Origin of the sequence: Streptomyces sp. NPDC051180, from assembly GCF_040689545.1 — a bacterium.
GTDB lineage: Bacteria > Actinomycetota > Actinomycetes > Streptomycetales > Streptomycetaceae > Streptomyces.
This window is the reverse complement of sequence record NZ_JBFBBC010000003.1, coordinates 218948-240186: the sequence shown is the minus strand read 5'-3', so window position 1 is coordinate 240186 and position 21239 is coordinate 218948. Positions and strand designations below refer to the sequence as shown.

Annotated in this window: 21 protein-coding genes and 1 tRNA gene; 13 read left to right on the top strand and 9 right to left on the bottom strand. The window is 70.5% G+C overall.

The genetic code is table 11. From position 1 onward, the window contains the following. Nucleotides 1–72: 72 nt before the first annotated feature. Nucleotides 73–456 carry a DUF6344 domain-containing protein gene (locus AB0424_RS07830; protein WP_366302996.1) on the top strand — a complete coding sequence of 128 codons (384 nt, stop codon included), beginning with the start codon at nucleotides 73–75 and terminating at the stop codon, nucleotides 454–456. A 365-nt stretch (nucleotides 457–821) separates the two neighbouring features. Here AB0424_RS07830 and AB0424_RS07825 read toward each other — a convergent pair whose 3' ends face one another. Beyond that, nucleotides 822–1529: a DUF5324 family protein gene (locus tag AB0424_RS07825; protein ID WP_366302994.1), complete on the bottom strand. Its 708-nt coding sequence runs from the start codon at nucleotides 1527–1529 to the stop codon at nucleotides 822–824. Nucleotides 1530–1756: 227 nt separating this feature from the next. On the opposite strand from AB0424_RS07825, the gene AB0424_RS07820 reads away from it, so the two are divergent. Together AB0424_RS07820 and AB0424_RS07815 are read left to right on the top strand one after the other, a co-directional pair. After that, a complete protein-coding gene (locus AB0424_RS07820; protein ID WP_366302992.1) occupies nucleotides 1757–2284 on the top strand; it encodes a peptidylprolyl isomerase in 528 nt (175 codons plus the stop codon). Between the two features lie 22 nt (nucleotides 2285–2306). Continuing rightward, nucleotides 2307–3191 carry a rhomboid family intramembrane serine protease gene (locus AB0424_RS07815; protein WP_366302990.1) on the top strand — a complete coding sequence of 295 codons (885 nt, stop codon included), beginning with the start codon at nucleotides 2307–2309 and terminating at the stop codon, nucleotides 3189–3191. 303 nt (nucleotides 3192–3494) lie between these two features. Here AB0424_RS07815 and crgA read toward each other — a convergent pair whose 3' ends face one another. Then, nucleotides 3495–3746, bottom strand: a complete 252-nt coding sequence (gene crgA, locus AB0424_RS07810) for a cell division protein CrgA (protein WP_366302988.1) — start codon at nucleotides 3744–3746, stop codon at nucleotides 3495–3497. 140 nt (nucleotides 3747–3886) lie between these two features. Between crgA and AB0424_RS07805 the strand changes: the two genes are divergently transcribed. The 6 genes from AB0424_RS07805 (at nucleotide 3887) to AB0424_RS07780 (ending at nucleotide 8309) form a co-directional block, all read left to right on the top strand. Next, nucleotides 3887–4654: a DUF881 domain-containing protein gene (locus AB0424_RS07805; RefSeq protein ID WP_366302986.1), complete on the top strand. Its 768-nt coding sequence runs from the start codon at nucleotides 3887–3889 to the stop codon at nucleotides 4652–4654. Between the two features lie 22 nt (nucleotides 4655–4676). After that, complete coding sequence (locus AB0424_RS07800; RefSeq protein WP_366302984.1) at nucleotides 4677–5372, top strand: class E sortase; 696 nt, start codon at nucleotides 4677–4679, stop codon at nucleotides 5370–5372. Nucleotides 5373–5436: 64 nt separating this feature from the next. After that, on the top strand, nucleotides 5437–5598 hold the full coding sequence (locus AB0424_RS07795; protein WP_366302982.1) for a hypothetical protein: 162 nt from the start codon (nucleotides 5437–5439) through the stop codon (nucleotides 5596–5598). Beyond that, nucleotides 5595–6233 (top strand): aminodeoxychorismate/anthranilate synthase component II, encoded by a 639-nt coding sequence (locus AB0424_RS07790; protein WP_266967044.1) that lies wholly within the window; start codon nucleotides 5595–5597, stop codon nucleotides 6231–6233. The genes AB0424_RS07795 and AB0424_RS07790 overlap by 4 nt, the downstream gene beginning before the upstream one ends. Beyond that, on the top strand, nucleotides 6230–7594 hold the full coding sequence (locus AB0424_RS07785) for a class E sortase (protein ID WP_366302980.1): 1365 nt from the start codon (nucleotides 6230–6232) through the stop codon (nucleotides 7592–7594). Before AB0424_RS07790 ends, AB0424_RS07785 begins: the two co-directional genes overlap by 4 nt. A gap of 37 nt (nucleotides 7595–7631) precedes the next feature. Next, complete coding sequence (locus AB0424_RS07780) at nucleotides 7632–8309, top strand: class E sortase (protein ID WP_366302978.1); 678 nt, start codon at nucleotides 7632–7634, stop codon at nucleotides 8307–8309. A 109-nt stretch (nucleotides 8310–8418) separates the two neighbouring features. Here AB0424_RS07780 and pknB read toward each other — a convergent pair whose 3' ends face one another. The 6 genes from pknB to AB0424_RS07750 all read right to left on the bottom strand — a co-directional run bounded on the left by pknB (nucleotide 8419) and on the right by AB0424_RS07750 (nucleotide 16551). Then, nucleotides 8419–10440, bottom strand: a complete 2022-nt coding sequence (gene pknB / locus AB0424_RS07775; RefSeq protein WP_366302977.1) for a Stk1 family PASTA domain-containing Ser/Thr kinase — start codon at nucleotides 10438–10440, stop codon at nucleotides 8419–8421. A 155-nt stretch (nucleotides 10441–10595) separates the two neighbouring features. Next, nucleotides 10596–12062, bottom strand: coding sequence for a penicillin-binding protein 2 (locus AB0424_RS07770; protein ID WP_366302976.1), 1467 nt, complete (start codon nucleotides 12060–12062; stop codon nucleotides 10596–10598). Beyond that, entirely contained in the window at nucleotides 12059–13501 is a 1443-nt protein-coding gene (locus AB0424_RS07765) for an FtsW/RodA/SpoVE family cell cycle protein (RefSeq protein WP_366302974.1), read from the bottom strand. Before AB0424_RS07765 ends, AB0424_RS07770 begins: the two co-directional genes overlap by 4 nt. 26 nt (nucleotides 13502–13527) lie before the next feature. Next, on the bottom strand, nucleotides 13528–15006 hold the full coding sequence (locus tag AB0424_RS07760) for a Stp1/IreP family PP2C-type Ser/Thr phosphatase (RefSeq protein ID WP_366302972.1): 1479 nt from the start codon (nucleotides 15004–15006) through the stop codon (nucleotides 13528–13530). Nucleotides 15007–15176: 170 nt separating this feature from the next. Continuing rightward, nucleotides 15177–15698 carry an FHA domain-containing protein gene (locus AB0424_RS07755; RefSeq protein ID WP_366302971.1) on the bottom strand — a complete coding sequence of 174 codons (522 nt, stop codon included), beginning with the start codon at nucleotides 15696–15698 and terminating at the stop codon, nucleotides 15177–15179. Between the two features lie 10 nt (nucleotides 15699–15708). Then, nucleotides 15709–16551: a DUF3662 and FHA domain-containing protein gene (locus AB0424_RS07750; RefSeq protein WP_366302969.1), complete on the bottom strand. Its 843-nt coding sequence runs from the start codon at nucleotides 16549–16551 to the stop codon at nucleotides 15709–15711. 443 nt (nucleotides 16552–16994) lie between these two features. On the opposite strand from AB0424_RS07750, the gene AB0424_RS07745 reads away from it, so the two are divergent. The 4 genes from AB0424_RS07745 to AB0424_RS07730 all read left to right on the top strand — a co-directional run bounded on the left by AB0424_RS07745 (nucleotide 16995) and on the right by AB0424_RS07730 (nucleotide 20582). Continuing rightward, nucleotides 16995–17081 (top strand) — tRNA-Leu (locus AB0424_RS07745). Nucleotides 17082–17224: 143 nt separating this feature from the next. Further along, nucleotides 17225–17929 carry a 4'-phosphopantetheinyl transferase superfamily protein gene (locus tag AB0424_RS07740; protein WP_366302968.1) on the top strand — a complete coding sequence of 235 codons (705 nt, stop codon included), beginning with the start codon at nucleotides 17225–17227 and terminating at the stop codon, nucleotides 17927–17929. A 170-nt stretch (nucleotides 17930–18099) separates the two neighbouring features. Continuing rightward, on the top strand, nucleotides 18100–19884 hold the full coding sequence (locus AB0424_RS07735) for a histidine kinase (RefSeq protein WP_366303376.1): 1785 nt from the start codon (nucleotides 18100–18102) through the stop codon (nucleotides 19882–19884). A 38-nt stretch (nucleotides 19885–19922) separates the two neighbouring features. Then, the gene (locus AB0424_RS07730; RefSeq protein WP_366302966.1) at nucleotides 19923–20582 is read left to right on the top strand and encodes a response regulator transcription factor; all 660 of its coding nucleotides are present in this window, start codon (nucleotides 19923–19925) and stop codon (nucleotides 20580–20582) included. A 188-nt stretch (nucleotides 20583–20770) separates the two neighbouring features. Here the strand turns inward: AB0424_RS07730 and AB0424_RS07725 are convergent, their stop codons facing one another. Next, a complete protein-coding gene (locus AB0424_RS07725) occupies nucleotides 20771–21238 on the bottom strand; it encodes a MarR family transcriptional regulator (RefSeq protein ID WP_366302964.1) in 468 nt (155 codons plus the stop codon). Nucleotide 21239 lies beyond the last annotated feature (1 nt).

Sequence of the window (21239 nt, the reverse complement as noted above, 5' to 3'; positions counted from 1 at the left end):
CATCATGAGGAAGGTACGAAAAGCGCGCAATCCGAAATGAACCATCCGAGAACATCACGAAAGTGAGGGGTCATGGCCACCGCCAAGGTCAAGCAGTTCTGGACCGCCTTCATCTCCGTCCTCTTCGCCCTGCTCGCCTCCGTCGGCCTGGCGAGCACCGCCAGCGCCGCCCAGCAGCCCGCCGTGCAGCAGCCCGAGGAGCCGGCCGGCACCGCCGCCGCTCCCGCGTCCGCCGCCGCCACGGGCGAGCGCGGTCTCGCCTCCGTACCGGCACAGCGGGCACACCACCGGCCGCTCGCCGGCGACCGTTCGCTGCCGCCCACCATCAAGCAGCGCATCGCCGCCGAGGCCCACGGTTCGTCGCCCGCCGCCCGCCAGCGCTCGTCCTCGACCGCCGTCGCCGAGAGCGACCCGGCCGCGCTGACGGAGCTCGCGCTTGCCGCGCCGGCGGTCTAGGGCGCGGGGAGACGACACGCGTACTCCCCGCACCCGTATCCGCACCTGCAGGCGTTTCCGCATCCGTACGCGCATCGCGTCGCATCCGCAGGACACGGCAGTTCCCGGTAGGAGCGGCCACCCGGCGGAATCAGCTCCACCCGCAGGACCACCAGCCCCACCCGCAGGACCAGCTCCACTCAGCAGGACCAGCTCCACCCGGCGGAACCAGCTCCGCTCGCAGGACCGGCTCTACTCGGTGGATCCAGCTCCGCTCGCAGGACCGGCTCTACTCGGTGGATCCAGCTCCGCTCGCAGGACCAGCTCTACTCGCAGGACCAGCTCCACTCAGCGGAACCAGCTCCACCCGGCAGGACCCCGGTCGGTCAGCGGCGCTTGTCGCGTTCGGCGGCTTCGGCCTCGGCCTGGGCCTCGGCTTCGGTCTGCTTGGCCTCCACCTCGGGGTCGAGGGAACTCCCACTGCCGTCGACGGACGTCAGCACGGTCTCCTCGTCCACATCGGTGGGAGCGGGCGGCTCGACCAGCCAGTCGGGATTGGCCTGCTTGTCCCACCACTTCCAGGCGGCGAAAGCGCCGCCCAGCAGGACGCCGAGGACGAGTAGTCCCTTGGCGGCGCGTCCGGCCTTGGCCCGACGCTCGTGCTTCTTCGCGATCTTCCTGATCTCCTCCGGCGTCACCTGACCGCGCAGCGCGGCCCAGGCGGCGAGGGAACGCGCCCCGGCCTCATCGAGGACAGGACCGGTGGCGGCGACCGCGTGCTCGACGCGCGGAACGGTGTAGTCGGCCGCCTGACGGGCGGCCCAGCGGGTCTTGACCGCCGCACGGTGTGCGGCCGCGTCGACCCGCGGCGGTACATGCGGTGCGACATACGAGTCGTACTGCGCACGGGCCTGCGTGCGGGCCTGTCGAGCCGCCTTCGAGACCTTCGGCGCGATGATCACCCGCGCCTCGTGCGCGTACTGCGCGGCCTGGTCCTTGGCCGTGCCGGCGTACGGCGCCACCACTTCCGCGGCGTGCAGGACGCTCTCCTTCGCCGAATCTGTAGCGGAGCGCACGCTGTCCATGCGGGTCACGGGATCCTCCTCGTCGGGTGGCGGTGTTCGGTTTTTCACCTTTCCATCCTTTTCGGAATCATGCCCCCCGGGACGAGGTCCGGCATGCGGGGCGGGCATCCGGGGCATGGCCGGCGGGCGACCGGGACAGGGTGGGCCGGGCACGCGGGCATGCGAGGATCGGACTCGCCAGTGACAGACGTGACCTCACGCGACATCACGCGACACGACGTGGACGGAAGGCGACCGTGGCCGAGCAGCTGTACGCGATCCTCAAGACGAACCTGGGAGACATCGAGGTCCGGCTGATGCCGTTCCACGCTCCGAAGACGGTCCGGAACTTCGTCGAGCTCGCCTCGGGCGAGCGCGAGTGGACGCACCCCGCCACCGGCACGGTCTCCTCGGACCGGCTCTACGACGGCACCGGCTTCCACCGGGTGATCAAGGGCTTCATGATCCAGGGCGGCGACCCGCTGGGGAACGGCACGGGCGGCCCGGGCTACGAGTTCGCCGACGAGTTCCACCCGGAGCTCTTCTTCGACCGCCCGTACCTGCTGGCCATGGCCAACGCCGGCCCGGGCACCAACGGCTCGCAGTTCTTCGTCACGGTCGCCCCGGCGACGTGGCTCAACCGCAAGCACACGATCTTCGGCGAGGTCGTGAAGGGCGAGAGCCGCACGGTGGTGGACGCGATCGCCACCGTCGAGACCGACCCGCACACCGAGCGTCCGCTCCAGGACGTCGTCATCGAGTCCGTGGTGATCGAGAAGCGCTGAGGCGGAAGGGACGGCACCTTTCATGGACCCGCGACCTTCCGGGGCACCGCAGGCCGGCCTGCCCCGCTGCTACCGGCATCCGGACACGGAGACCGGCATCCGCTGCACGCGCTGCGAGAAGCCGATCTGCCCCCGGTGCATGATCTCCGCCTCCGTCGGCTTCCAGTGTCCCGACTGCGTGCGCAGCGGTTCGGGGACCGGCCACGCCCCCGACGCCAACCAGCCCCGGACGCTCGCGGGCGGCCGGGTGGCGTCGGACGACCGTCTGGTCACCAAGATCCTCATCGGGATCAACCTCGCGGTGTACCTGGCCGTCCTGGTGTTCGGGGACCGGCTGGTCGACGAGCTGGTGCTCATCGGCTACGCCTACAACCCGTTCCTGGGCGAGGTGGTCGGGGTCGCGGACGGCGAGTGGTACCGGCTGCTCACCTCGACCGTCCTGCACCAGGAGGTCTGGCACATCCTCTTCAACGTGATCGGCCTGTGGGTGATCGGCGGGATCGTCGAACCCGAGCTGGGCCGGATCCGTTACGCCGTGCTGTGCCTGCTCTCCGGCCTCTCGGGCTCCGTGCTCGCCTATCTCGTCGCCGCACCCAACCAGCCCTCGCTGGGGGCCTCCGGGGTCGTCTACGGGCTGATCGGCGCCTGGGTCGTGCTGGCCCGCCGGCGCCGCCACGACATGCGTCCGGTGGTGCTGTTCGTGGCGCTGTCGCTGCTGATGACCTTCACCCGTCCGGGGATCTCCTGGGAGGCGCACGTCGGCGGTCTGGTCGCGGGCGTCCTGGTGACGTACGGGCTGGTGCACGCGCCCCGGGCCCGGCGGAACCTCGTGCAGTACGCGGCCTGCGGTGCGGTGCTGTTGATCGACCTGGGGATCGTGTTCGCCCGATCGGCTTCGCTCACCTGAGCGCACAGGGCTGTGGAAGAGCTCCTGTGTGAGCTTTCCCCAGAGTTATCCACAGTGTGGGGCGGATTCTCCCCCTGATGTGGGGAAAGACTGCGCCCCTCGCCTCTGACCTGGTGTTTTCCCAGAGGGGCGAGGGGCGTGCCGTACGGCGGCGAGGGTGATTCCGGTCATACCGGCGTCAACCTCGTGCGAGTTATCCACAGATCTTCGTAAGTTATCCAGTGCTGTGCACAACGCTGTGGATAAGTTCAGGGGAGAGCTTGACGAGCAGCCTGCGGGGCCGCTATTCCGCCGTCGCTCCCCCTACTTCCACTGGGTGGAGACGCCGAACCCGGCCGCGATGAAGCCGAAGCCCACCACGATGTTCCAGTTGCGGATCGACTCGACCGGGAAGGAGCCGTCGGTGACGTAGAAGACCACGATCCACACCAGCCCGATGGCGAACAGCGCCAACATCACGGGCGCCACCCAGCTGCGGTTCGTCAGCTTGATACTGGTGGCCTTGGCGGGCGGGGGCGTGAAGTCGGCCTTCTTGCGGATCCGTGACTTCGGCACGAGGGACTCTCCTGTCGATGCGCTGCGTGACCGCGCAGGGAACTGTGGCTGGCGCCGGGATGTGACGAAGGAGGACGACTGCGTCCCCCAGGCGTCCGTTAGCGTAGTGGTTCCGCGGCACCGAAGGGGATCAGGGTACGTTGAGCAATTCCGCCGGCACTCCCGATGGGCCGGGCCGCACCGCGAGGTGGCGCCCCGTCCGGGTGCTCACCCTTGCCGTTTTCGCCCTCGCCGGACTGATCTTCGTCACCAGCTTCAACACCGCCAAGGGCACCAACCTGCGCACGGACGCCTCGCTGCTCAGGCTCTCCGACCTCATCGAGGAGCGCAGCCACAAGAACGCCGGCCTCGACGAGTCCACCGCCGCCCTGCGCACCCAGGTCGACTCCCTCGCGGCACGCGACGACGGATCCACCCGCGCGGAGGACGCCAAGCTCGACGCCCTGGAGGCGATGGCGGGGACCAGCGAGGTCTCCGGCTCCGGCCTCACGGTCACTCTCGACGACGCCCCGCCCAACGCCCAGGCGGCACCCGGCTACCCCGAGCCCCAGGCCAACGACCTGGTCATCCACCAGCAGGACCTCCAGGCCGTCGTCAACGCCCTGTGGCAGGGCGGCGCCAAGGGCATCCGGGTCATGGACCAGCGGCTCATCTCCACCAGCGCCGTGCGCTGCGTCGGCAACACCCTGATCCTCCAGGGCCGCGTCTACTCGCCCCCGTACAAGATCACCGCCGTCGGTGACCGGGGAAAGCTGAACAAGGCGCTCGCGGAGTCCCCGGCGATCCAGAACTACCAGCTGTACGTGAAGGCGTACGGGCTCGGCTGGAAAGTCGACGACCACCGACGGGTGACTCTTCCCGGGTACTCGGGCACAGTGGACCTCCACTACGCGAAGCCGGTGAGCTGACAGCGGGAGAGCGGAGGGCCGCTTGCGCCTCGTCGTGCGGACCTTCAGCGAGCTGTGCCTCACCGTCGGCACCCTGATCGTCCTCTTCGTCGTGTACGTCCTGTACTGGACCGGTGTCCAGGCCGACCTGGCCGGCGCCGCCCAGATCGACTCCCTCCAGCGCGCGTGGGCGAGTACCCCCGCCCCGGTCGCGCCCGGACCCGCGCACGCGCCCGGGGCCCCGTCCGCCCCCGCGCGGCCGCCGTACGTCCCCGGCAAGGGCATCGCCGTCATGTACGTCCCGCGGCTCGGCGCGGACTGGAAGTGGCCCGTCCTCGAAGGCACCGGCACCGGAGTCCTCAAGAAGGGCCTCGGGCACTACGCCGCCACCGCCCGGCTCGGGGCCACCGGGAACTTCGCCGTCGCCGGCCACCGCCGCACCTACGGCGACCCGTTCAAGGACTTCCCCCGGCTGCGCGCCGGGGACGCGGTCGTCCTCACCGACGGGACGACCTGGTTCACCTACCGCGTCGACCGCGGCCCCTACCGGACCGTGCCCGGCGACGTCGCCGTCGTCGACCCCGTCCCCCGCAGGTCCGGCTTCGACGGACCCGGCCGCTATCTCACCCTCACCACCTGCGACCCCGAGTGGGGCAGCAGCCACCGACTCGTCGTCTGGGCGCACCTGGACGCCACCCAGCCGGTGGGCGACGGCCGTCCACAGGCTTTGGACAGCTGACCCTGGACGGCCCCGCCGACCCGTACTCTGGTCCCCGTAACGAACGGAAGGGGCGGTCGACGTCATGTACGGCTGGATCTGGCGGCATCTGCCGGGCAACGCGTGGATCCGCGCGCTGCTCTCGATCGTGCTGGTCCTCGCGGTCGTCTACGTCCTCTTCCAGTACGTGTTCCCCTGGGCGGAGCCGCTGCTTCCGTTCAACGATGTGACGGTGGACGGCCAGTGAGCGCGCGCATTCTCGTCGTCGACAACTACGACAGCTTCGTCTTCAACCTCGTGCAGTACCTCTACCAGCTCGGTGCCGAGTGCGAGGTCCTGCGCAACGACGAGGTCGAGCTGAGCCACGCCCAGGACGGCTTCGACGGCGTCCTGCTCTCGCCCGGCCCCGGCGCCCCGGAGCAGGCGGGCGTCTGCATCGACATGGTCCGACACTGCGCCGCCACCGGCGTGCCCGTCTTCGGCGTCTGCCTCGGCATGCAGTCGATGGCCGTGGCGTACGGCGGCGTCGTCGACCGGGCCCCTGAGCTGCTGCACGGCAAGACCTCGCTCGTCACGCACGAGGGACAGGGCGTCTTCGCCGGGCTGCCCTCGCCGTTCACCGCGACCCGCTACCACTCGCTGGCCGCCGAGCCCGCGGCCCTGCCGGCCGAACTCGAGGTCACCGCGCGGACCGAGGACGGCATCATCATGGGCCTGCGCCACCGCGAACTCCTCGTCGAAGGCGTCCAGTTCCACCCCGAGTCGGTGCTCACCGAGCACGGTCACCTGATGCTCGCCAACTGGCTGGAGCAGTGCGGCGACAAGGGGGCGGTGGGCCGGTCCGCGGGGCTCGCGCCGGTGGTGGGCAAGGCCGTCGCGTGACGACGGGCTCGCCGTGGTTCCGGGCGTCGGACGCGCCGGAACCCGAGCCGATACCCGCGGACCCGTACGGGTACGCCCAGCCGTCCCCGTACGAGCCGGAGCAGCCCTACGCCCCGGGGCCGGAGGCGTCGTACCCGGCGGATCCCGCCGCGACCTACCCGGTCGAACCCGGTTCCTCGTACCCGGCCGGGACCGAGGCGGCCTACACCCCCGGCTACCCGACCACGGCCGAGCAGCCCTACGCGCCCGCGTCGCCCTACCCGTCCGGGTCGGCGCACGAGCCGCAGCCGGCGCATGCGTACGAGCCGCAGCCCGCCCACGCGTACGAGCCGCAGCCAACCCACACCTACGAGGCCCAGCCGGCACCGCAGCCCGCTCCTCCGTACGAGGCCGAGACGGAGTCCCCGTACGAGAGCGCCCACGAGGCCCCGTACACGCCCGTGGACGAGCCGTACGGGGCCGATGAGGCTCCGGTGCCCCCGCGGGACGAGACGGTGGCTCTGCGGGCCCTGGAGACCCCTCCCGGCCCCGGGCGGGCCGAACGACGCAAGGCGGCGGCCAAGGGCGGTCGGGGCGGACGCCGCGGCACCGCCTCCGGGGCCCCCGCGAGGAGGCCCGCCGAGGACCGGCCCCTCTCGCGCGTCGAGGCGCGGCGAGCCGCCCGCGCCGCCAAGGACAGCGTGGGGGTCGTCGCCAGCCGGGCCGTCGGCGAACTCTTCATCACCCTCGGCGTCGTCATGCTCCTCTTCGTCACCTACCAGCTGTGGTGGACCAACGTCCTCGCCGGCCAGGAGACCGACAAGGCCAAGGAGCGCATCGAGGACACCTGGGCCCACGACACGGACAAGCCGGACGACAGCAAGCCGGCGGCGTTCGAGCCCGGCGAGGGCTTCGCCATCATGTACATCCCCAAGCTGGACGTCGTCGTCCCCATCGCCGAGGGCATCAGCAAGAGCAAGGTCCTCGACAAGGGCATGGTCGGCCACTACGGCGAGGGCAAGCTCAAGACCGCCATGCCCTCCGACAAGCAGGGCAACTTCGCGGTCGCCGGACACCGCAACACCCACGGCGAACCGTTCCGCTACATCAACCGGCTGAAGCCCGGCGACCCCATCGTCGTCGAGACGCGGAACGCCTACTACACGTACGAGATGGCCAGCATCCTGCCCCAGACCTCGCCGTCGAACGTCTCGGTCATCGACGCGGTCCCGAAGGGCTCGGGCTTCACCGGGCCCGGGCGGTTCATCACGCTGACCACCTGCACACCCGAGTTCACGAGCACGTACCGCATGATCGTGTGGGGCAAGTTGGTCGAGGAGCGTCCGCGCAGCAAGGGAAAGCCGCAGGCGCTCGTAGGCTGAGACCCCACACCTCCGGACGGGACGACGGGACGACCTAGTGGCACGCGCGCGCAACCGGATCGCCGGGACCATCAGCGTCTTCGGCGAACTCCTCATCACAGCGGGCCTGGTGCTCGGACTCTTCGTCGTCTACTCGCTGTGGTGGACCAACGTCCTCGCCGACCGCGCCGCCGACAAGGACGGTGCCCAGGTCCGCGACCAGTGGGCCGACCAGGGCCCCGGCGCGCTCGACACCAAGGACGGCATCGGCTTCCTCCACGTGCCCGCGATGGCCAACGGCGAGGTCCTGGTGAAGCAGGGGACCGGCACCGACGTCCTCAACCACGGTGTCGCCGGCTACTACACCGACCCGATCAAGTCGGCGCTCCCGCAGGACAAGCAGGGCAACTTCACGCTGGCCGCGCACCGCGACGGACACGGCGCCAAGTTCCACAACATCCACAAGCTGAAGACCGGGGACGCCATCGTCTTCGAGACCAAGGACACCTGGTACGTCTACAAGGTCTACAAGACCCTGCCGGAGACCACGAAGTTCAACGTGGACGTCCTCCAGCCCGTCCCCGCGGAATCGGGCAGGACCAAGCCCGGCCGCTACATCACGCTGACCACCTGCACCCCCATGTACACCTCGGACTACCGCTACATCGTCTGGGGCGAGCTGGAGCGCGCGGAGAAGGTCGACCGCGACCGCACCCCGCCGGCCGAGCTGCGCTGACCGCACGCCTTCCCCTGGCTCCGGCCGGGGCGGAAGACGAAACGGGAGAGCCCCGACATCCGTCCTGGATGCCGGGGCTCTCCCGTCGCGTCACGCGGGGGGACGGGCGTCAGTCGAAGATCCCGCCGCCACCGCCACCGCGGTTGTCCCCGTTTCCGCCGCCCACCGTCATGACGTTGATGGTGTCGGTGGAGTTGACCATCGAGCCCTCGCCCGGGGTCGTGCCGAGGACCATGGCGTCCTCCTTGTCCGAACCCTGCTGGACCACCGTCAGGCCGAGGCCCTGGAGCTGGTCGCGGACCTCGCTGAACTTCTTGCCGGTCAGACCCGTGGGGAGCTGGACCTGGGTCTGCTGCGGGCCCTTGGAGACCTTCAGCTTCACCTGGGAGCCCTCGGGGGACTTGGAGTTGCCCTCGGGCGACTGCTCCAGGACCTGGTCCTTGGGCTGCTCGGAGTCGACGTACTCGACGACCACCACGAACTTCAGCGACTCGAGCTGCTGCTTGGCCTGCGCGAGCTGGTTGCCGACGACCGGCGGAACCGTCGTCTGGTTCTTCTTGGCGACGGTGATCGTCACCTCGGAGTTCTTCTCCGCCTTGGTGCCGCCCTGCGGGTTCTGGCGAAGGACGGTGCCGGGGTCCTCGTCGGACTCCTCCTGCTCGACCTTCACCTTGAAGCCCTTGGCCTTCAGGCTCTCCTCGGCGCGCTCCTGCGACTGCTCCACCACGTCCGGGACCTCCAGGAGCGGGGCGCCCTCGGAGACGTAGACCTGGATCGTGCCGCCGACGTCCATCTTGGCCACGTTGTCCGCGACCGGGCTCTGCCGGCAGATCAGCCCCTTGGGCTGGTCACAGCGCTCGGTGCCGGCCTGCACGGCCTTCACCTGGGCGTTGCCCGCGAGCTGTGTCGCCGTCTTGACGTCCTGGCCGACCAGCTGCGGCACCGTGACCTGCTGGGTGCCTTCCTTCTTGTCGAAGAGCGAGACGCCGATGAAGATCGCGCCGACGAGCACCAGGATGCCCGCCAGGACCAGCAGGATCGTCGAGGTGTTCGACTTCTTCTGGCCACCGCCGCGCCGACGGTCAGGGCGGTCGTCGTAGCCGTAGCCGCCGTCGTCCGCGTTGATCGGGGGAAGCATGGAGGTCTGGCCGGCCGGGTCCGCCTGACGCAGCGCCGTGGTCGGCTGGTCCTCCGGCGGGTAACCGCCGTAGCCGCCGCCGTACGACGGGGCGCCCGCCATCCCCATCCCCATGCCCATGCCCATGCCCATCGCGGCCGCCGCGGCGACCGGCTGGCCGTCGAGGCACGCCTCGATGTCCGCGCGCATCTCGTCCGCGGACTGGTAGCGGTAGTCGGGGTCCTTGACCAGGGCCTTGAGGACGATGGCGTCCATCTCGGGCGTGATCTCGCCGTCGAAGTTGCTCGGCGGCTGGGGCTCCTCGCGCACGTGCTGGTACGCGACGGCGACGGGGGAGTCGCCGATGAAGGGGGGCCGGACCGTGAGGAGCTCGTAGAGCAGGCAGCCCGTGGAGTACAGGTCGGACCGGGCGTCGACCTGCTCGCCCTTGGCCTGCTCGGGGGAGAGGTACTGGGCCGTGCCGATCACCGCGGCGGTCTGCGTCATGGTCATGCCCGCGTCGCCCATGGCGCGCGCGATGCCGAAGTCCATGACCTTGACCTGGCCGGTGCGCGTCAGCATGACGTTCGCCGGCTTGATGTCACGGTGCACGATGCCGGCGCGGTGCGAGTACTCCAGCGCCTGGAGGATGCCGACCGTCATCTCGAGCGTGCGCTCGGGCAGCAGCTTGCGCCCGGAGTGCAGCAGCTCACGCAGGGTCGACCCGTCGACGTACTCCATCACGATGTACGGGATGGAGACCCCGTCGACGTAGTCCTCGCCGGTGTCGTACACCGCGACGATCGCCGGGTGGTTCAGCGAGGCGGCGGACTGTGCCTCACGGCGGAACCGGGCCTGGAAGGACGGGTCGCGGGCCAGGTCGGCCCGCAGCGTCTTCACGGCGACGGTGCGGCCGAGCCGGGTGTCCTGTCCGAGGTACACCTCGGCCATGCCACCACGGCCGAGCACCGAGCCCAGCTCGTACCGGCCGCCGAGGCGACGCGGCTCTTCCATAGCTAATCCAGCCCTCTCCGTCTGTCCCGACCGCACCCATGGGTGGTCCGGCGGTGTGTGCTGTTCGCGCATACGCTACCGGCCCCGGGAAGGCGATCCGCCCGGGGCCGGTAGCTGATACCCGACCGGTACCTGGTGTGCACCGGGTCCGGAGATCAGCCCCGGCTCTTCATGACGGCCTTCATGACGGCCTTGGCGATCGGGGCCGCCAGGCCACCACCGCTGATGTCCTCGCGGTCCGTGCCGGCCGAGTCCTCGACGACGACGGCGACCGCGACCGGGGAGCCGTCGGCGGTCTTGGCGTATGAGATGAACCACGCGTAGGGCCGCTTGGCGTTCTTCTCGCCGTGCTGGGCCGTGCCCGTCTTGCCGCCGACCTTCACGCCGTCCATCTTCAGGTCGGCGTTGCCGCCGGTGCCCTCCGTGACGACGTTCTCCATCATCTGCTGGAGCTTCTGCGCGGTCTCCGGGGAGACCGGGCGGCTCATCTCCGAGGGCTCGTTCTTCTTGATCAGGTCGAGGTTCGGGGCGCGCAGCTCGTCGATCATGTACGGCTTCATCAGCTTGCCGTCGTTGGCGATCGCCGCCGCGACCATCGCCATCTGGAGCGGGGTGGTCGCCGTGTTGAACTGGCCGATGGACGACTGGGCGTTACCGCCGCGGTCCATCTTCTTGTCGTAGACGGAGGCGGCCGAGCGGACCGGGACGAACTGCTCGGCGTTGAAGCCGAACTTCTCCGCCATCTCCACCATCTTGTCGCGGCCGACCTCGTCGCCGAGCTTGGCGAAGACCGAGTTGCACGAGACTTCCAGCGCCCGGTTCAAGGTGGCGTCCTTGCAGCCCGACGCGTGGTTCTTCATCGGCACCGTGGAGAGCGGCAGGATGTACGGCTCCGGGGTGTCCGTCGGCGCGTTGATGTCGGTGACCTTGCCGTTCTCCAGCGCGGCGGCGGCGGTCACGACCTTGAAGACGGAGCCCGGGGGGTAGATCTCGCGGATCGCGCGGTTCAGCTTGGGCTTGTTCGGGTCCTTCTCCAGGCCGACCCATGCCTTCTCGTCCTTGCTGGAGTACCCGGCGAAGGAGGAGGGGTCGTACGACGGCGTGGAGGCCATCGCCAGGATCTTGCCGGTCTTCGGCTCGATCGCGACGACGGCGCCGGTCTTGCTGCCCAGACCCTCGAAGGCGGCCTTCTGCGCGGCGCCGCTGAGGGTGGTGACGACGTTGCCGCCCTTCTTCTTCTCGCCGGTGAACATGGCGAGGGTGCGGTCGAAGAAGAGCCGGTCGTCGTTGCCGGTGAGGATGCCGTCCTCGATCTTCTCGATCTGGTTGGCGTCGTACGCCTGCGAGGCGTACCCCGTGACCGGGGCCCACATGGGGCCGTCGATGTAGGTGCGCTTGTACTTGTAGAACGTGTCCTGCGAGTCGACGGAGCCGGTGATGGGCTTGCCGTCGACGATGATGTTGCCGCGCTCGTTCGCGTAGCGCTCGATCTGGACCCGTCGGTTCTTGGGGTGCGCGTTCAGCTCGTCGGCGCGGACGAACTGGAGCCAGTTGTCCCGCAGCAGCAGGGCGAGGACGAGCAGGCCACAGAAGATCGCGACCCGCCGCAGCGGCTTGTTCACGGACGGACCACCTGGGTCATCTCGGCGTCGGGGGACGGGGCGGGCGCGGGCGCGGGACGGCGCGCGGTGTCGCTGATCCGGATCAGGATGCCGATCAGGGCCCAGTTGGCGATCACGGAGGAACCGCCGTACGCGAGGAACGGCATGGTCATACCGGTCAGCGGGATGAGGCCCATGACGCCGCCGGCGACGACGAAGACCTGCAGTGCGAACGCGCCGGACAGGCCCATCGCGAGCAGCTTGCCGAACGGGTCGCGGGCCGCGAGGGCGGTGCGCACACCGCGCTCGACGATCAGACCGTAGAAGAGCAGGAAGACCATCACACCGGCCAGTCCGAGCTCCTCGCCGACGGTGGCGAAGATGAAGTCGGAGTTGGCGGCGAACTGGATCAGGTCCGAGTTGCCCTGGCCGAGGCCGGTGCCGAGGATGCCGCCGGAGCCGAAGGACATCAGCACCTGGGTCATCTGGTCACAGGCATAGGCCATGTTGGAGCCCTCGGGGGCCGTCTTCAGGCACTCGAAGGGGTCGAGCCAGGCTGCCACGCGGGACTGGACGTGACTCGCGGTCGACCCGACGACGACGGCGCCGCCCGCGGACATCAGCAGACCCATGACGACCCAGCTCGTCCGCTCCGTCGCCACGTACAGCATGATCACGAACATGCCGAAGAACAGCAGCGAGGTTCCGAGGTCGTTCTCGAAGACCAGGATGAGGAGGCTGACCGCCCAGATCGTGAGGATCGGACCGAGGTCGCGGCCTCGCGGCAGGTAGAGCCCCATGAAGCGTCGGCTGGCGAGGGCCAGCGCGTCCCTCTTCACCATCAGGTAGCCGGAGAAGAACACCGCCAGCACCAGCTTGGCGAACTCACCGGGCTGGATCGAGAAGCCGCCGACGCGGATCCAGATCTTGGCGCCGAAGACGTCCGCGCCCAGTCCGGGGACGAGCGGCAGCAGCAGCAGGACGAGCGCCACCACCATGGAGATGTACGTGTAGCGCTGGAGGACCCGGTGGTCCTTCAGCAGCAGCAGCACGCCCGCGAACATGGCGATGCCGATCGCCGAGTACATCATCTGGTTCGGCGCGGACGGGCTGAAGGCGCCGTACGAACGCTTGGCCAGCGAGATCAGCCGCGGCGACTGGTCCAGGCGCCAGATCAGCACCAGGCCCATGCCGTTGAGCAGGGTGGCCAGGGGCAGCAGCAGCGGGTCGGCGTACGGGGCCCACTTGCGCACCACGAGGTGGGCGACGCCCGCGAGGAGCGCGAGGCCCAGGCCGTAGCCGAGCATGCCGGCCGGGACCTTCCCGTCGATGGCCAGGCCCACGTTGAGGTACGCGAACACCGGGATGACGACGGCGAACGCGAGCAGCGCCAGCTCGGTGTTGCGGCGGCTCGGCGCCTCGATCGCGCCGATGGTGGTCGTGTTGGTGACAACGCTCATGGTGGTGAAAGGCCCCCTACGGGTGGTTACTGCTTGCCGCAGTTCGAGGCCAGCTTCTGCTCCTCCGCGGTGAGGGTGGGACCCGGGGTCGGAGCGGCTGTGGTGGGCTTGGAGTCGGGGGTGGCGGTGCCGCCGGGCTTCTGGGCCGGCGGAGCGGCCTTCTCGGCGGCCTCGCGGCGCTGCTCGGTCTTCTTGCACGCCGAAGCCTGCACGGACAGCTCGGAGATCTTCGTCTCGGCCTTGCCGAGGCTGCCGCCCGCGATCGTGTCCTCGACCTGCTTCCGCTGGTAGGCGGGGAGGTACTTGAGTTCGATCTCGGGGTGGTCCTTCTCGACCTTGGACAGCGAGATCCACGCCAGGTCCTGGCTGATGCCCTGGTAGAGGGCGACGTGCTGGTCCTTGGAGCCCACGAAGTACTGGGTCTGGGTCCAGCGCCAGCCGCCGTACACACCGCCGCCGAGGAGCGCGAGGATCAGGACGAGGAAGAAGGAGCGCTTCAGCCACTTGCGGCCGGTACGCGGCTTCTCGAAGTCCTCGTCCGCGTACGACTCGAAGGAGCCCTGGGGCGGCATCCCGCCGTATCCGTGGTCCTCGCCGCTGCCGGGCGGGCCGAAGCCGCCGGCCGGGGGCTGGTGGTGGGGCGCGGTGCGGCCGAGTCCGGAGGCGCGGCCGGCCGGGGTCTGCATGGCCCCGCCGTCGTTGAGCTGGGCGGCCTGGTTCTCGGCGACGGCGCCCACGATGACCGGGGTGTCGCTGACGTGGCCGGCGAGGGTGTCGCCGCCGTCGACGTCGAGGACGTCGGCGACGATCACCGTGATGTTGTCCGGGCCGCCGCCGCGCAGTGCGAGCTGGATCAGCTCCTGCACGGTCTCCTGCGGGCCCTGGTAGCTGGCGAGGGTGTCCTCGAGGGTCTGGTGCGAGACCACGCCGGACAGACCGTCGGAGCAGATCAGGTAGCGGTCGCCGGCCCGGACCTCGCGGATGGAGAGGTCTGGTTCGACGTGGTCGCCGCTGCCGAGCGCGCGCATGAGGAGCGAGCGCTGCGGGTGGGTGGTGGCCTCTTCCTCGGTGATCCGGCCCTCGTCGACGAGGCGCTGGACCCAGGTGTGGTCCTGGGTGATCTGGGTGAGGACGCCGTCGCGGAGCAGGTAGGCGCGGGAGTCGCCGACGTGCACGAGGCCGAGCCGCTGGCCCGTCCACAGCAGGGCGGTGAGCGTGGTGCCCATGCCCTCCAGCTGCGGGTCCTCCTCGACCATCATCCGGAGCTGGTCGTTGGCGCGCTGCACCGCCGTACCGAGCGAGGTGAGGATGTCGGAGCCGGGGACGTCGTCGTCGAGCGTGACGAGGGTCGAGATCACCTCGGACGAGGCGACCTCGCCGGCCGCCTGTCCGCCCATGCCGTCGGCGATGGCGAGCAGGCGGGGGCCGGCGTAACCGGAGTCCTCGTTGCCCTCGCGGATCATGCCCTTGTGCGAGCCCGCGGCGAATCGCAGGGACAGACTCATGCGCACCTGCCCTGTCGCCGCTGCATCGGGGTACAGCCGGTCTCGACCCACACTGCCCACCCTCCGGTCGCTCCGGTCGCTTCAGTCGCTCCGGTCGGGAGCGCGGCACGGCCTGTGGCGGGGACCGTCCCGGCTCGCTCGCTCCGCTCGCGCCTATTCATGATGTAGCACTACTTCCGCAGCTCGATGACGGTCTTGCCGATGCGGATCGGCGCGCCCAGCGGAATCGGCGTGGCGGTCGTGAGGCGGGTCCGGTCGAGGTAGGTGCCGTTCGTGGACCCGAGATCCTCGACGATCCACTGGCCGTCCCGGTCCGGATAGATCCTGGCGTGCCGGCTGGAGGCGTAGTCGTCGTCCAGCACGATCGTCGAGTCGTGCGCCCGGCCCAGCGTGATCGTCTGCCCCTGGAGGGCGACGGTCGTGCCGGTGAGGGTGCCCTCGGACACGACCAGCTTGGTCGGGGCGCCGCGGCGCTGGCGCCCGCCCGTGCTCTGCTGGCCGCGCTGCTGCGGCGGCGCGGCGGCCTGGCGGGCGGCGGCCTGCTGGGGCCGCGCCTCCTGGCGCCGCGAACCGCGCTGGGTGACCCGCGTACCGAAGAGGTCGCTGCGGATGACCTGGACGGCCACGATGACGAACAGCCACAGAACGGCCAGGAAACCCAACCGCATGACCGTCAGGGTCAGCTCTGACATTGCCCCCGCTTCACCCTTCGGCTTGCCGGTAAACGATGGTGGTGCTGCCCACGACGATCCGCGAGCCGTCGCGGAGCGTAGCGCGGGTGGTGTGCTGCCCGTCCACCACGATGCCGTTGGTGGATCCGAGATCCTGGATCGTCGAGGGCGTTCCGGTCCGGATCTCGCAGTGCCGGCGGGAGACGCCGGGATCGTCGATCCTCACGTCCGCGTCGGTGCTGCGGCCGAGGACCAGAGTCGGGCGCGAGATCTGGTGGCGGTTGCCGTTGATCTCGATCCAGCGTCGCACGGGCGCGCCGGTGCCGGGCACCGGGCCTCCCGCGGGACGTCCGCCGGGCGCGGTCGGCCGGTGGCCGGGAGCGCCGGGGGGCGGGGAGGCGGGCATGGGCGGAGCGCCGGCCGGGGGGTACCCGTAACCGCCGCGACCCTGCGCCTGGCCCTGCTGCTGTCCCGCCGCGGGCGGCTGGGGCTGTGACGTACTCGACGCGAGCGTGCGGCTGCGGACCCGGTACAGACCGGTGTCGAGGTCGTCGGCCTTCTCCAGGTGGACCTTGATCGGGCCCATGAAGGTGTACCGCTGCTGCTTCGCGTAGTCCCTGACCAGGCCGGCGAGCTCGTCGCCGAGCTGGCCCGAGTAGGGGCTGAGACGCTCGTAGTCGGGCGTGCTCAGCTCCACGATGAAGTCGTTGGGGACGACGGTCCGCTCGCGGTTCCAGATCTGCGCGTTGTTGTCGCACTCGCGCTGGAGCGCGCCGGCGATCTCGACAGGCTGGACCTCGGACTTGAAGACCTTGGCGAAGGTGCCGTTCACCAGACCTTCGAGTCGCTGCTCGAATCGCTTCATGACTCCCATGGGGCACCTCCTCCGTCGTTGTCGTCCTGGTACTGCTTACTGATCGTATCCACGCGTCGGGAAATCGGCTGGTTCCCCTTCTCTGCCCTGTGGACGAGTGTCACCTCTCACAGGCTTTCCCCACGGATCGTAGAGGCGGCCTGTGGACAGTGTCCCGCACCCGGCTGTGGGACCGGGGTCGCGGTCCGGAAGCCGTGGTGCTCCGTCCCGTTCCTCCCGCCCTTCCGCTCCTCGATCCCTTCCCGCTTCCTCCTCCCCCGCCTGCCTCCCCGTACCCCTCCTTCCCCGCTCCCGGCATCGTCCACGTCCGCGCCTCCCCTCACCTTGTTCTCCGGGAGCGGGGCCGAAACAACGGATGTGAATCCACGGTCTCCGGCGTGCTAATCTTCAGATGTCGCCAGGCGCTCCCACCGAAAAGTGAGAGAGTCCGGAGCACACCCAATGCGCGGGTGGCGGAATAGGCAGACGCGCTGGATTCAGGTTCCAGTGCCCGAAAGGGCGTGGGGGTTCAACTCCCCCCTCGCGCACCAGAGAGACGGTCGGCATCGTGATCACGATGCCGACCGTCTCGCTTTTGTGTCCCGACTGCGGCCGTGGCCAGGGCCGTTGCGGATGTGAGGTGGCACACGTCCGGCGCGGGAGGCGTGCGGCGGGCAGCAAATAGGGTGTCCGCATGATCGTTCGGATGTGGGTCCTGGAAGCCCGGTCGGCCGAGGCGGAGGCCCGGGGCCTGTTGACTCCGGCGGAGCTGTCCCGCGCCGACGAGCTGGGCCGTGAGCAGGTGCGGAGGACGTTCGTCACGTCCCGCGCGGTGCAGCGGGCCCTGGGCGCGCGCCATCTGGGAGTGCCCGCCGCCGAGGTCGGGATCAGCCGGGCCTGCGCCCACTGCGGGGACGGCGACCACGGGAAGCCGCACTTCACGGCTGCGCCCGAACTGGACTTCTCCGTCTCGCACACCGGCGACCTCGTGGTGATCGCCGCCTCGACCGGCACCAGGGTCGGGCTGGACGTGGAACTGGGCAGCCGCACCATCGAGATCGAGGAGATGGTCCGCGTCCTCGCCTCGGAGAGCGAGCAGCGGAGTCTCGACGGGCTCGACGGGGACACCCTGCGGACCGCGCTTTTCCGTGTCTGGGCGCGCAAGGAGGCGACGGTCAAGCTGACCGGCCACGGCCTGCTCCAGGTGCCCTTCTCCGCGCTGTCGGTCGACGGCCCGGTCGTCCGGGTCGACGGGGCGCCGGACGGCTGGCCCGAGGAGCCCATCCACCTCACCGATCTGTCGCTCGGTCACGGAAGCGTGGCGGCCCTGGCCACCACCGTGGCGGAGCCCGAGGTCGACATCGTCACCCTGGCGAGGGTCTCCGACCTGTCGGTGTGAGACACCTTCGCCTTGCGCCGTCCGTGCGAGGCCGGTCGGGGCGGTGTGAGGTTCCGGCGTCCCTCGTGCGCGGTGCCGTGCGCAGCCGTCGCGACCTTCGTCGTCGGGGGTCGCGACGAAAGGGGGACTCCGGGGGCCGGGGCGCTGCCTAGGGTGCGAGCGTGGACGCTATGTCGAAGTCGGGGGCCCGGAGCATGCGCGGCCTCAGGAGAACGGTCTCGGCCTCATGGGCCTGGTTCGCGCTGCCCGGGCAGTGGTCGGGGCGCCGGACCACCGGTGAGGTCGCGCTCGCCCTGGTCATGGGGGTGCTCGCCGCCGGGAGCGAGGAGATCCTGGGCGGCGAGGGGTGGCGGCTGGCCGCGGTCGCCGCGGGTGCCGCCGTGCTGTCGCTGGTCCGGAGACGGCTGCCGGCGAGCACGCTCGTCCTGGCGGCCGGGCTGACGCCGTTCGCGCCCGGCCTGGGGCCGGTGCTGCTGGTGATCGGCTGGTCCTCCGGGCGGTACATCGCGGGCGCGGGTCAGGCGCTGGCCGCGTACCTCGCCGCCTTCGTCCTGAACGTGGGCGGCACGCTCGTGGAGTCGTGGGACCGGCAGCGGATCCTCGTCGTCGTCTTCGTCGCGACCCTCTACTACCTGGGCACCACCCTGGCCCCCGGTCTCGCGCACCGCTACTGGACCCAGCGGCGGACCCTGCTGCACGCGCTCCAGGAGCGCAACGCGCAACTGCTGCGCGAGCGGACGATGGTGGCCTGGCAGGCCCGGCAGCGGGAGCGGCAGCGGATCGCCCAGGACATGCACGACAGCCTCGGGCACCAGCTGGCGCTCATCGCGGTGCACACCGGCGCCCTGGAGGTCGACCGGGACCTGGGCGAGCGGCAGCGCGAGGTGGTCGGCGTCCTGCGGAACGCGTCGGTGACCGCCATGCACGAACTGCGGGAGGTCGTCGGGATACTCCGCGACGGCGTCGAGGCCGCGCACGGCGCTCCCGTGGCGCCGGCCCTGGCCGGTGACGAGACGGGCAGGGCCGCGCGGGGGATCGCGGGCATCGAGGGGCTCGTGGAGGCCGCGCGGGGGGCCGGCACCGCGGTCGGGATGCGACGGCTGGGGGAGACGCGGTCGCTGGCCCCGGCCGCCGACCACGCGGCGTACCGGATCGTGCAGGAGGCCCTGACCAACGCCTACAAGCACGCGCCAGGAGCGCCGATCGGCGTCGAACTCCGCTACGAGCCGGACACGTTCGTCGTGGAGATCCTCAACGAGCCTCCGGCGGGCGGGCCGGCGACGGACGCGGTGAGCGGCGGTCAGGGGCTGGCCGGACTCGTCGAACGGGCCCGGCTCGTGGGCGGCATGTGCCATGCGGGGCCCGCCGACGGCGGCGGGTTCCGGGTGGCCGGGATGCTGCCGTACGGCGCCGCGCCGGTCGCGGACGCCGCGCCTTTGGTCGACGCGGCCGACGACTTCCGGCAGCAGACCACGAAACCGCTGGTGGGCGAAGGTCGTCCGGTCGTGGTCGGACCGGCCGACTGGACGTACACGGAGCGGGAGTTGGCCATGGCGGTACGCGGGGGAAAGAGCACGGGCAGCAGCACGGGCGGTGCGATCGCGCTGGGCTGCGGGATAGCGTTCGCCGCGCTCGTCCTGCTCGTGGTGGCGGCGGGCTTCGGCATCTACTTCCTGATGGGCTCCCTGCAGGAGGGGATGATCGAGCCCAAGCAGTACGAGGCGGTGGAGGTCGGGATGTCCGAGCAGGAGGTCCGCGACCGACTGCCCTCCGGCGACACGATCGCCACCGTCGGCCTGGGCAAGGAGGGGCCCGAGGAGCCTGCCGGTTCCGACTGCCTGGTGCTGATGTCCTCGGAGCTGGGCGAGATCCCCGACAAGGAGCCGGTTTTCCGGTTCTGCTTCAAGGACGGCAAGCTGATCGAGAAGAAGGCGTACGAGGTCAAGGCGCGGTAGCGCCGGTCCGCCCGTACCGGAGCCGTGGGGGAGTAGCTGTGTCAGGGCAGCCCATCAGAGTCGTGATCGCCGACGACGAGCCGCTGATCAGGGCCGGGATCCGCATGATCCTCACCTCGGACCCGGAGATCACGGTCGTCGGGGAGGCGGCCAACGGCCGGGAGGCCGTCGAGGCGGCCCGGGCGCACGCCGCCGACGTGGTCCTGCTCGACATCCAGATGCCCGTGCTCGACGGCCTCTCGGCGCTGCCGGAGCTGCGCAGGGCGGCGCCGGCGGCCCGGGTGATCGTCCTGACGACCTTCGGCGAGCGGGAGAACGTCCTGCGGGCGCTGGAGCACGGGGGCGCCGGCTTCCTCCTCAAGGACACCGCGCCGGCCGAGCTCATCGGGGCCGTGCGGGCGGCCGCGGCGGGCGATGCGTACCTGTCACCGGCGGCCACCCGGCACGTGGTGGAGCGGCTCGCCTCCGGTCGTGAGGCGACCCGGGCCGAGGAGGCGCGAGGGCGGGTGGCCGCGCTGAGCGAGAAGGAGCGCGAGGTGCTCGCGCTGCTCGGGGAAGGGCTGTCCAACGCGGACGCGGGCAGGCGGCTGCACATGAGCGAGGCCACGGTGAAGACGTACGTGAGCCGGATCCTGGCCAAGCTCCAGTGCGAGAACCGGGTCCAGGCGGCGCTGCTGGCGCGGGACGCGGGGCTCTAGGGCCTGTCGTCACAATCCCCTCGTTGCCCGAAGGGCGGCCCTGCGGCGTCTGGTGCGTGCTCTCGGTGTGCCGGGTGGAAGTGCTCGTACGGGGCGTACTCGCGCTTTCGCCCGGTGCGGCGAGAGCGCGTGCCAGGCGTCGCGGGGCAGAGGGGAATGTGACGACAGGCCCTAGGGGGCCTTGCCGGTCATGCCGGGTGGGCTTGGTCGCCGTCGGTGCCGGCGGCGTTGTAGCGCAGCAGGTACGCGGCGAAGTGCGCGAGGTCCTCGGCGGACCAGTCCTTGAGGCGCTCCTGGTAGGCGGCGTGGCGGCTGTTCCGGGCCGAGGCGAGGATCTCGGAGCCCGCCCGGGTCGGGTGCAGGACGTGGACGCGGTGGTCGTCGGGGGCCGGGCGCCGTTCGACCAGACCGAGCTTCTCCAGGCCGGCGACCTGGCGGCTGACCGTCGACTTGTCCAGCAGGTAGTGGGTCGCGAGGTCGGTGGCGCGGCAGCCGCGCTGTTCGTCGATGTGGGCGAGCAGCGTGTACGAGACGAGCGGGAGTTCGGGGTGGACCCGGGCGGCCGCCGCGCGTGCCCGCCGTGCGAAGGCCGTGAGTTCGCGCTGGATGACGTCCACGGACGCCTCGCGGGCCGGCTCTGCGTCGCCGCCGGTCATG

Coding starts and splice junctions, on each gene's coding strand:
- pknB (WP_366302977.1), bottom strand. CDS start 10,440: ATGGAAGAGCCGCGTCGCCTCGGCGGCCGGTACGAGCTGGGCTCGGTG.
- AB0424_RS07760 (WP_366302972.1), bottom strand. CDS start 15,006: ATGAGTCTGTCCCTGCGATTCGCCGCGGGCTCGCACAAGGGCATGATC.
- AB0424_RS07755 (WP_366302971.1), bottom strand. CDS start 15,698: ATGTCAGAGCTGACCCTGACGGTCATGCGGTTGGGTTTCCTGGCCGTT.
- AB0424_RS07765 (WP_366302974.1), bottom strand. CDS start 13,501: ATGAGCGTTGTCACCAACACGACCACCATCGGCGCGATCGAGGCGCCG.
- AB0424_RS07830 (WP_366302996.1), top strand. CDS start 73: ATGGCCACCGCCAAGGTCAAGCAGTTCTGGACCGCCTTCATCTCCGTC.
- AB0424_RS07735 (WP_366303376.1), top strand. CDS start 18,100: ATGTCGAAGTCGGGGGCCCGGAGCATGCGCGGCCTCAGGAGAACGGTC.
- AB0424_RS07725 (WP_366302964.1), bottom strand. CDS start 21,238: ATGACCGGCGGCGACGCAGAGCCGGCCCGCGAGGCGTCCGTGGACGTC.
- AB0424_RS07815 (WP_366302990.1), top strand. CDS start 2,307: ATGGACCCGCGACCTTCCGGGGCACCGCAGGCCGGCCTGCCCCGCTGC.
- AB0424_RS07740 (WP_366302968.1), top strand. CDS start 17,225: ATGATCGTTCGGATGTGGGTCCTGGAAGCCCGGTCGGCCGAGGCGGAG.
- AB0424_RS07750 (WP_366302969.1), bottom strand. CDS start 16,551: ATGGGAGTCATGAAGCGATTCGAGCAGCGACTCGAAGGTCTGGTGAAC.
- AB0424_RS07795 (WP_366302982.1), top strand. CDS start 5,437: ATGTACGGCTGGATCTGGCGGCATCTGCCGGGCAACGCGTGGATCCGC.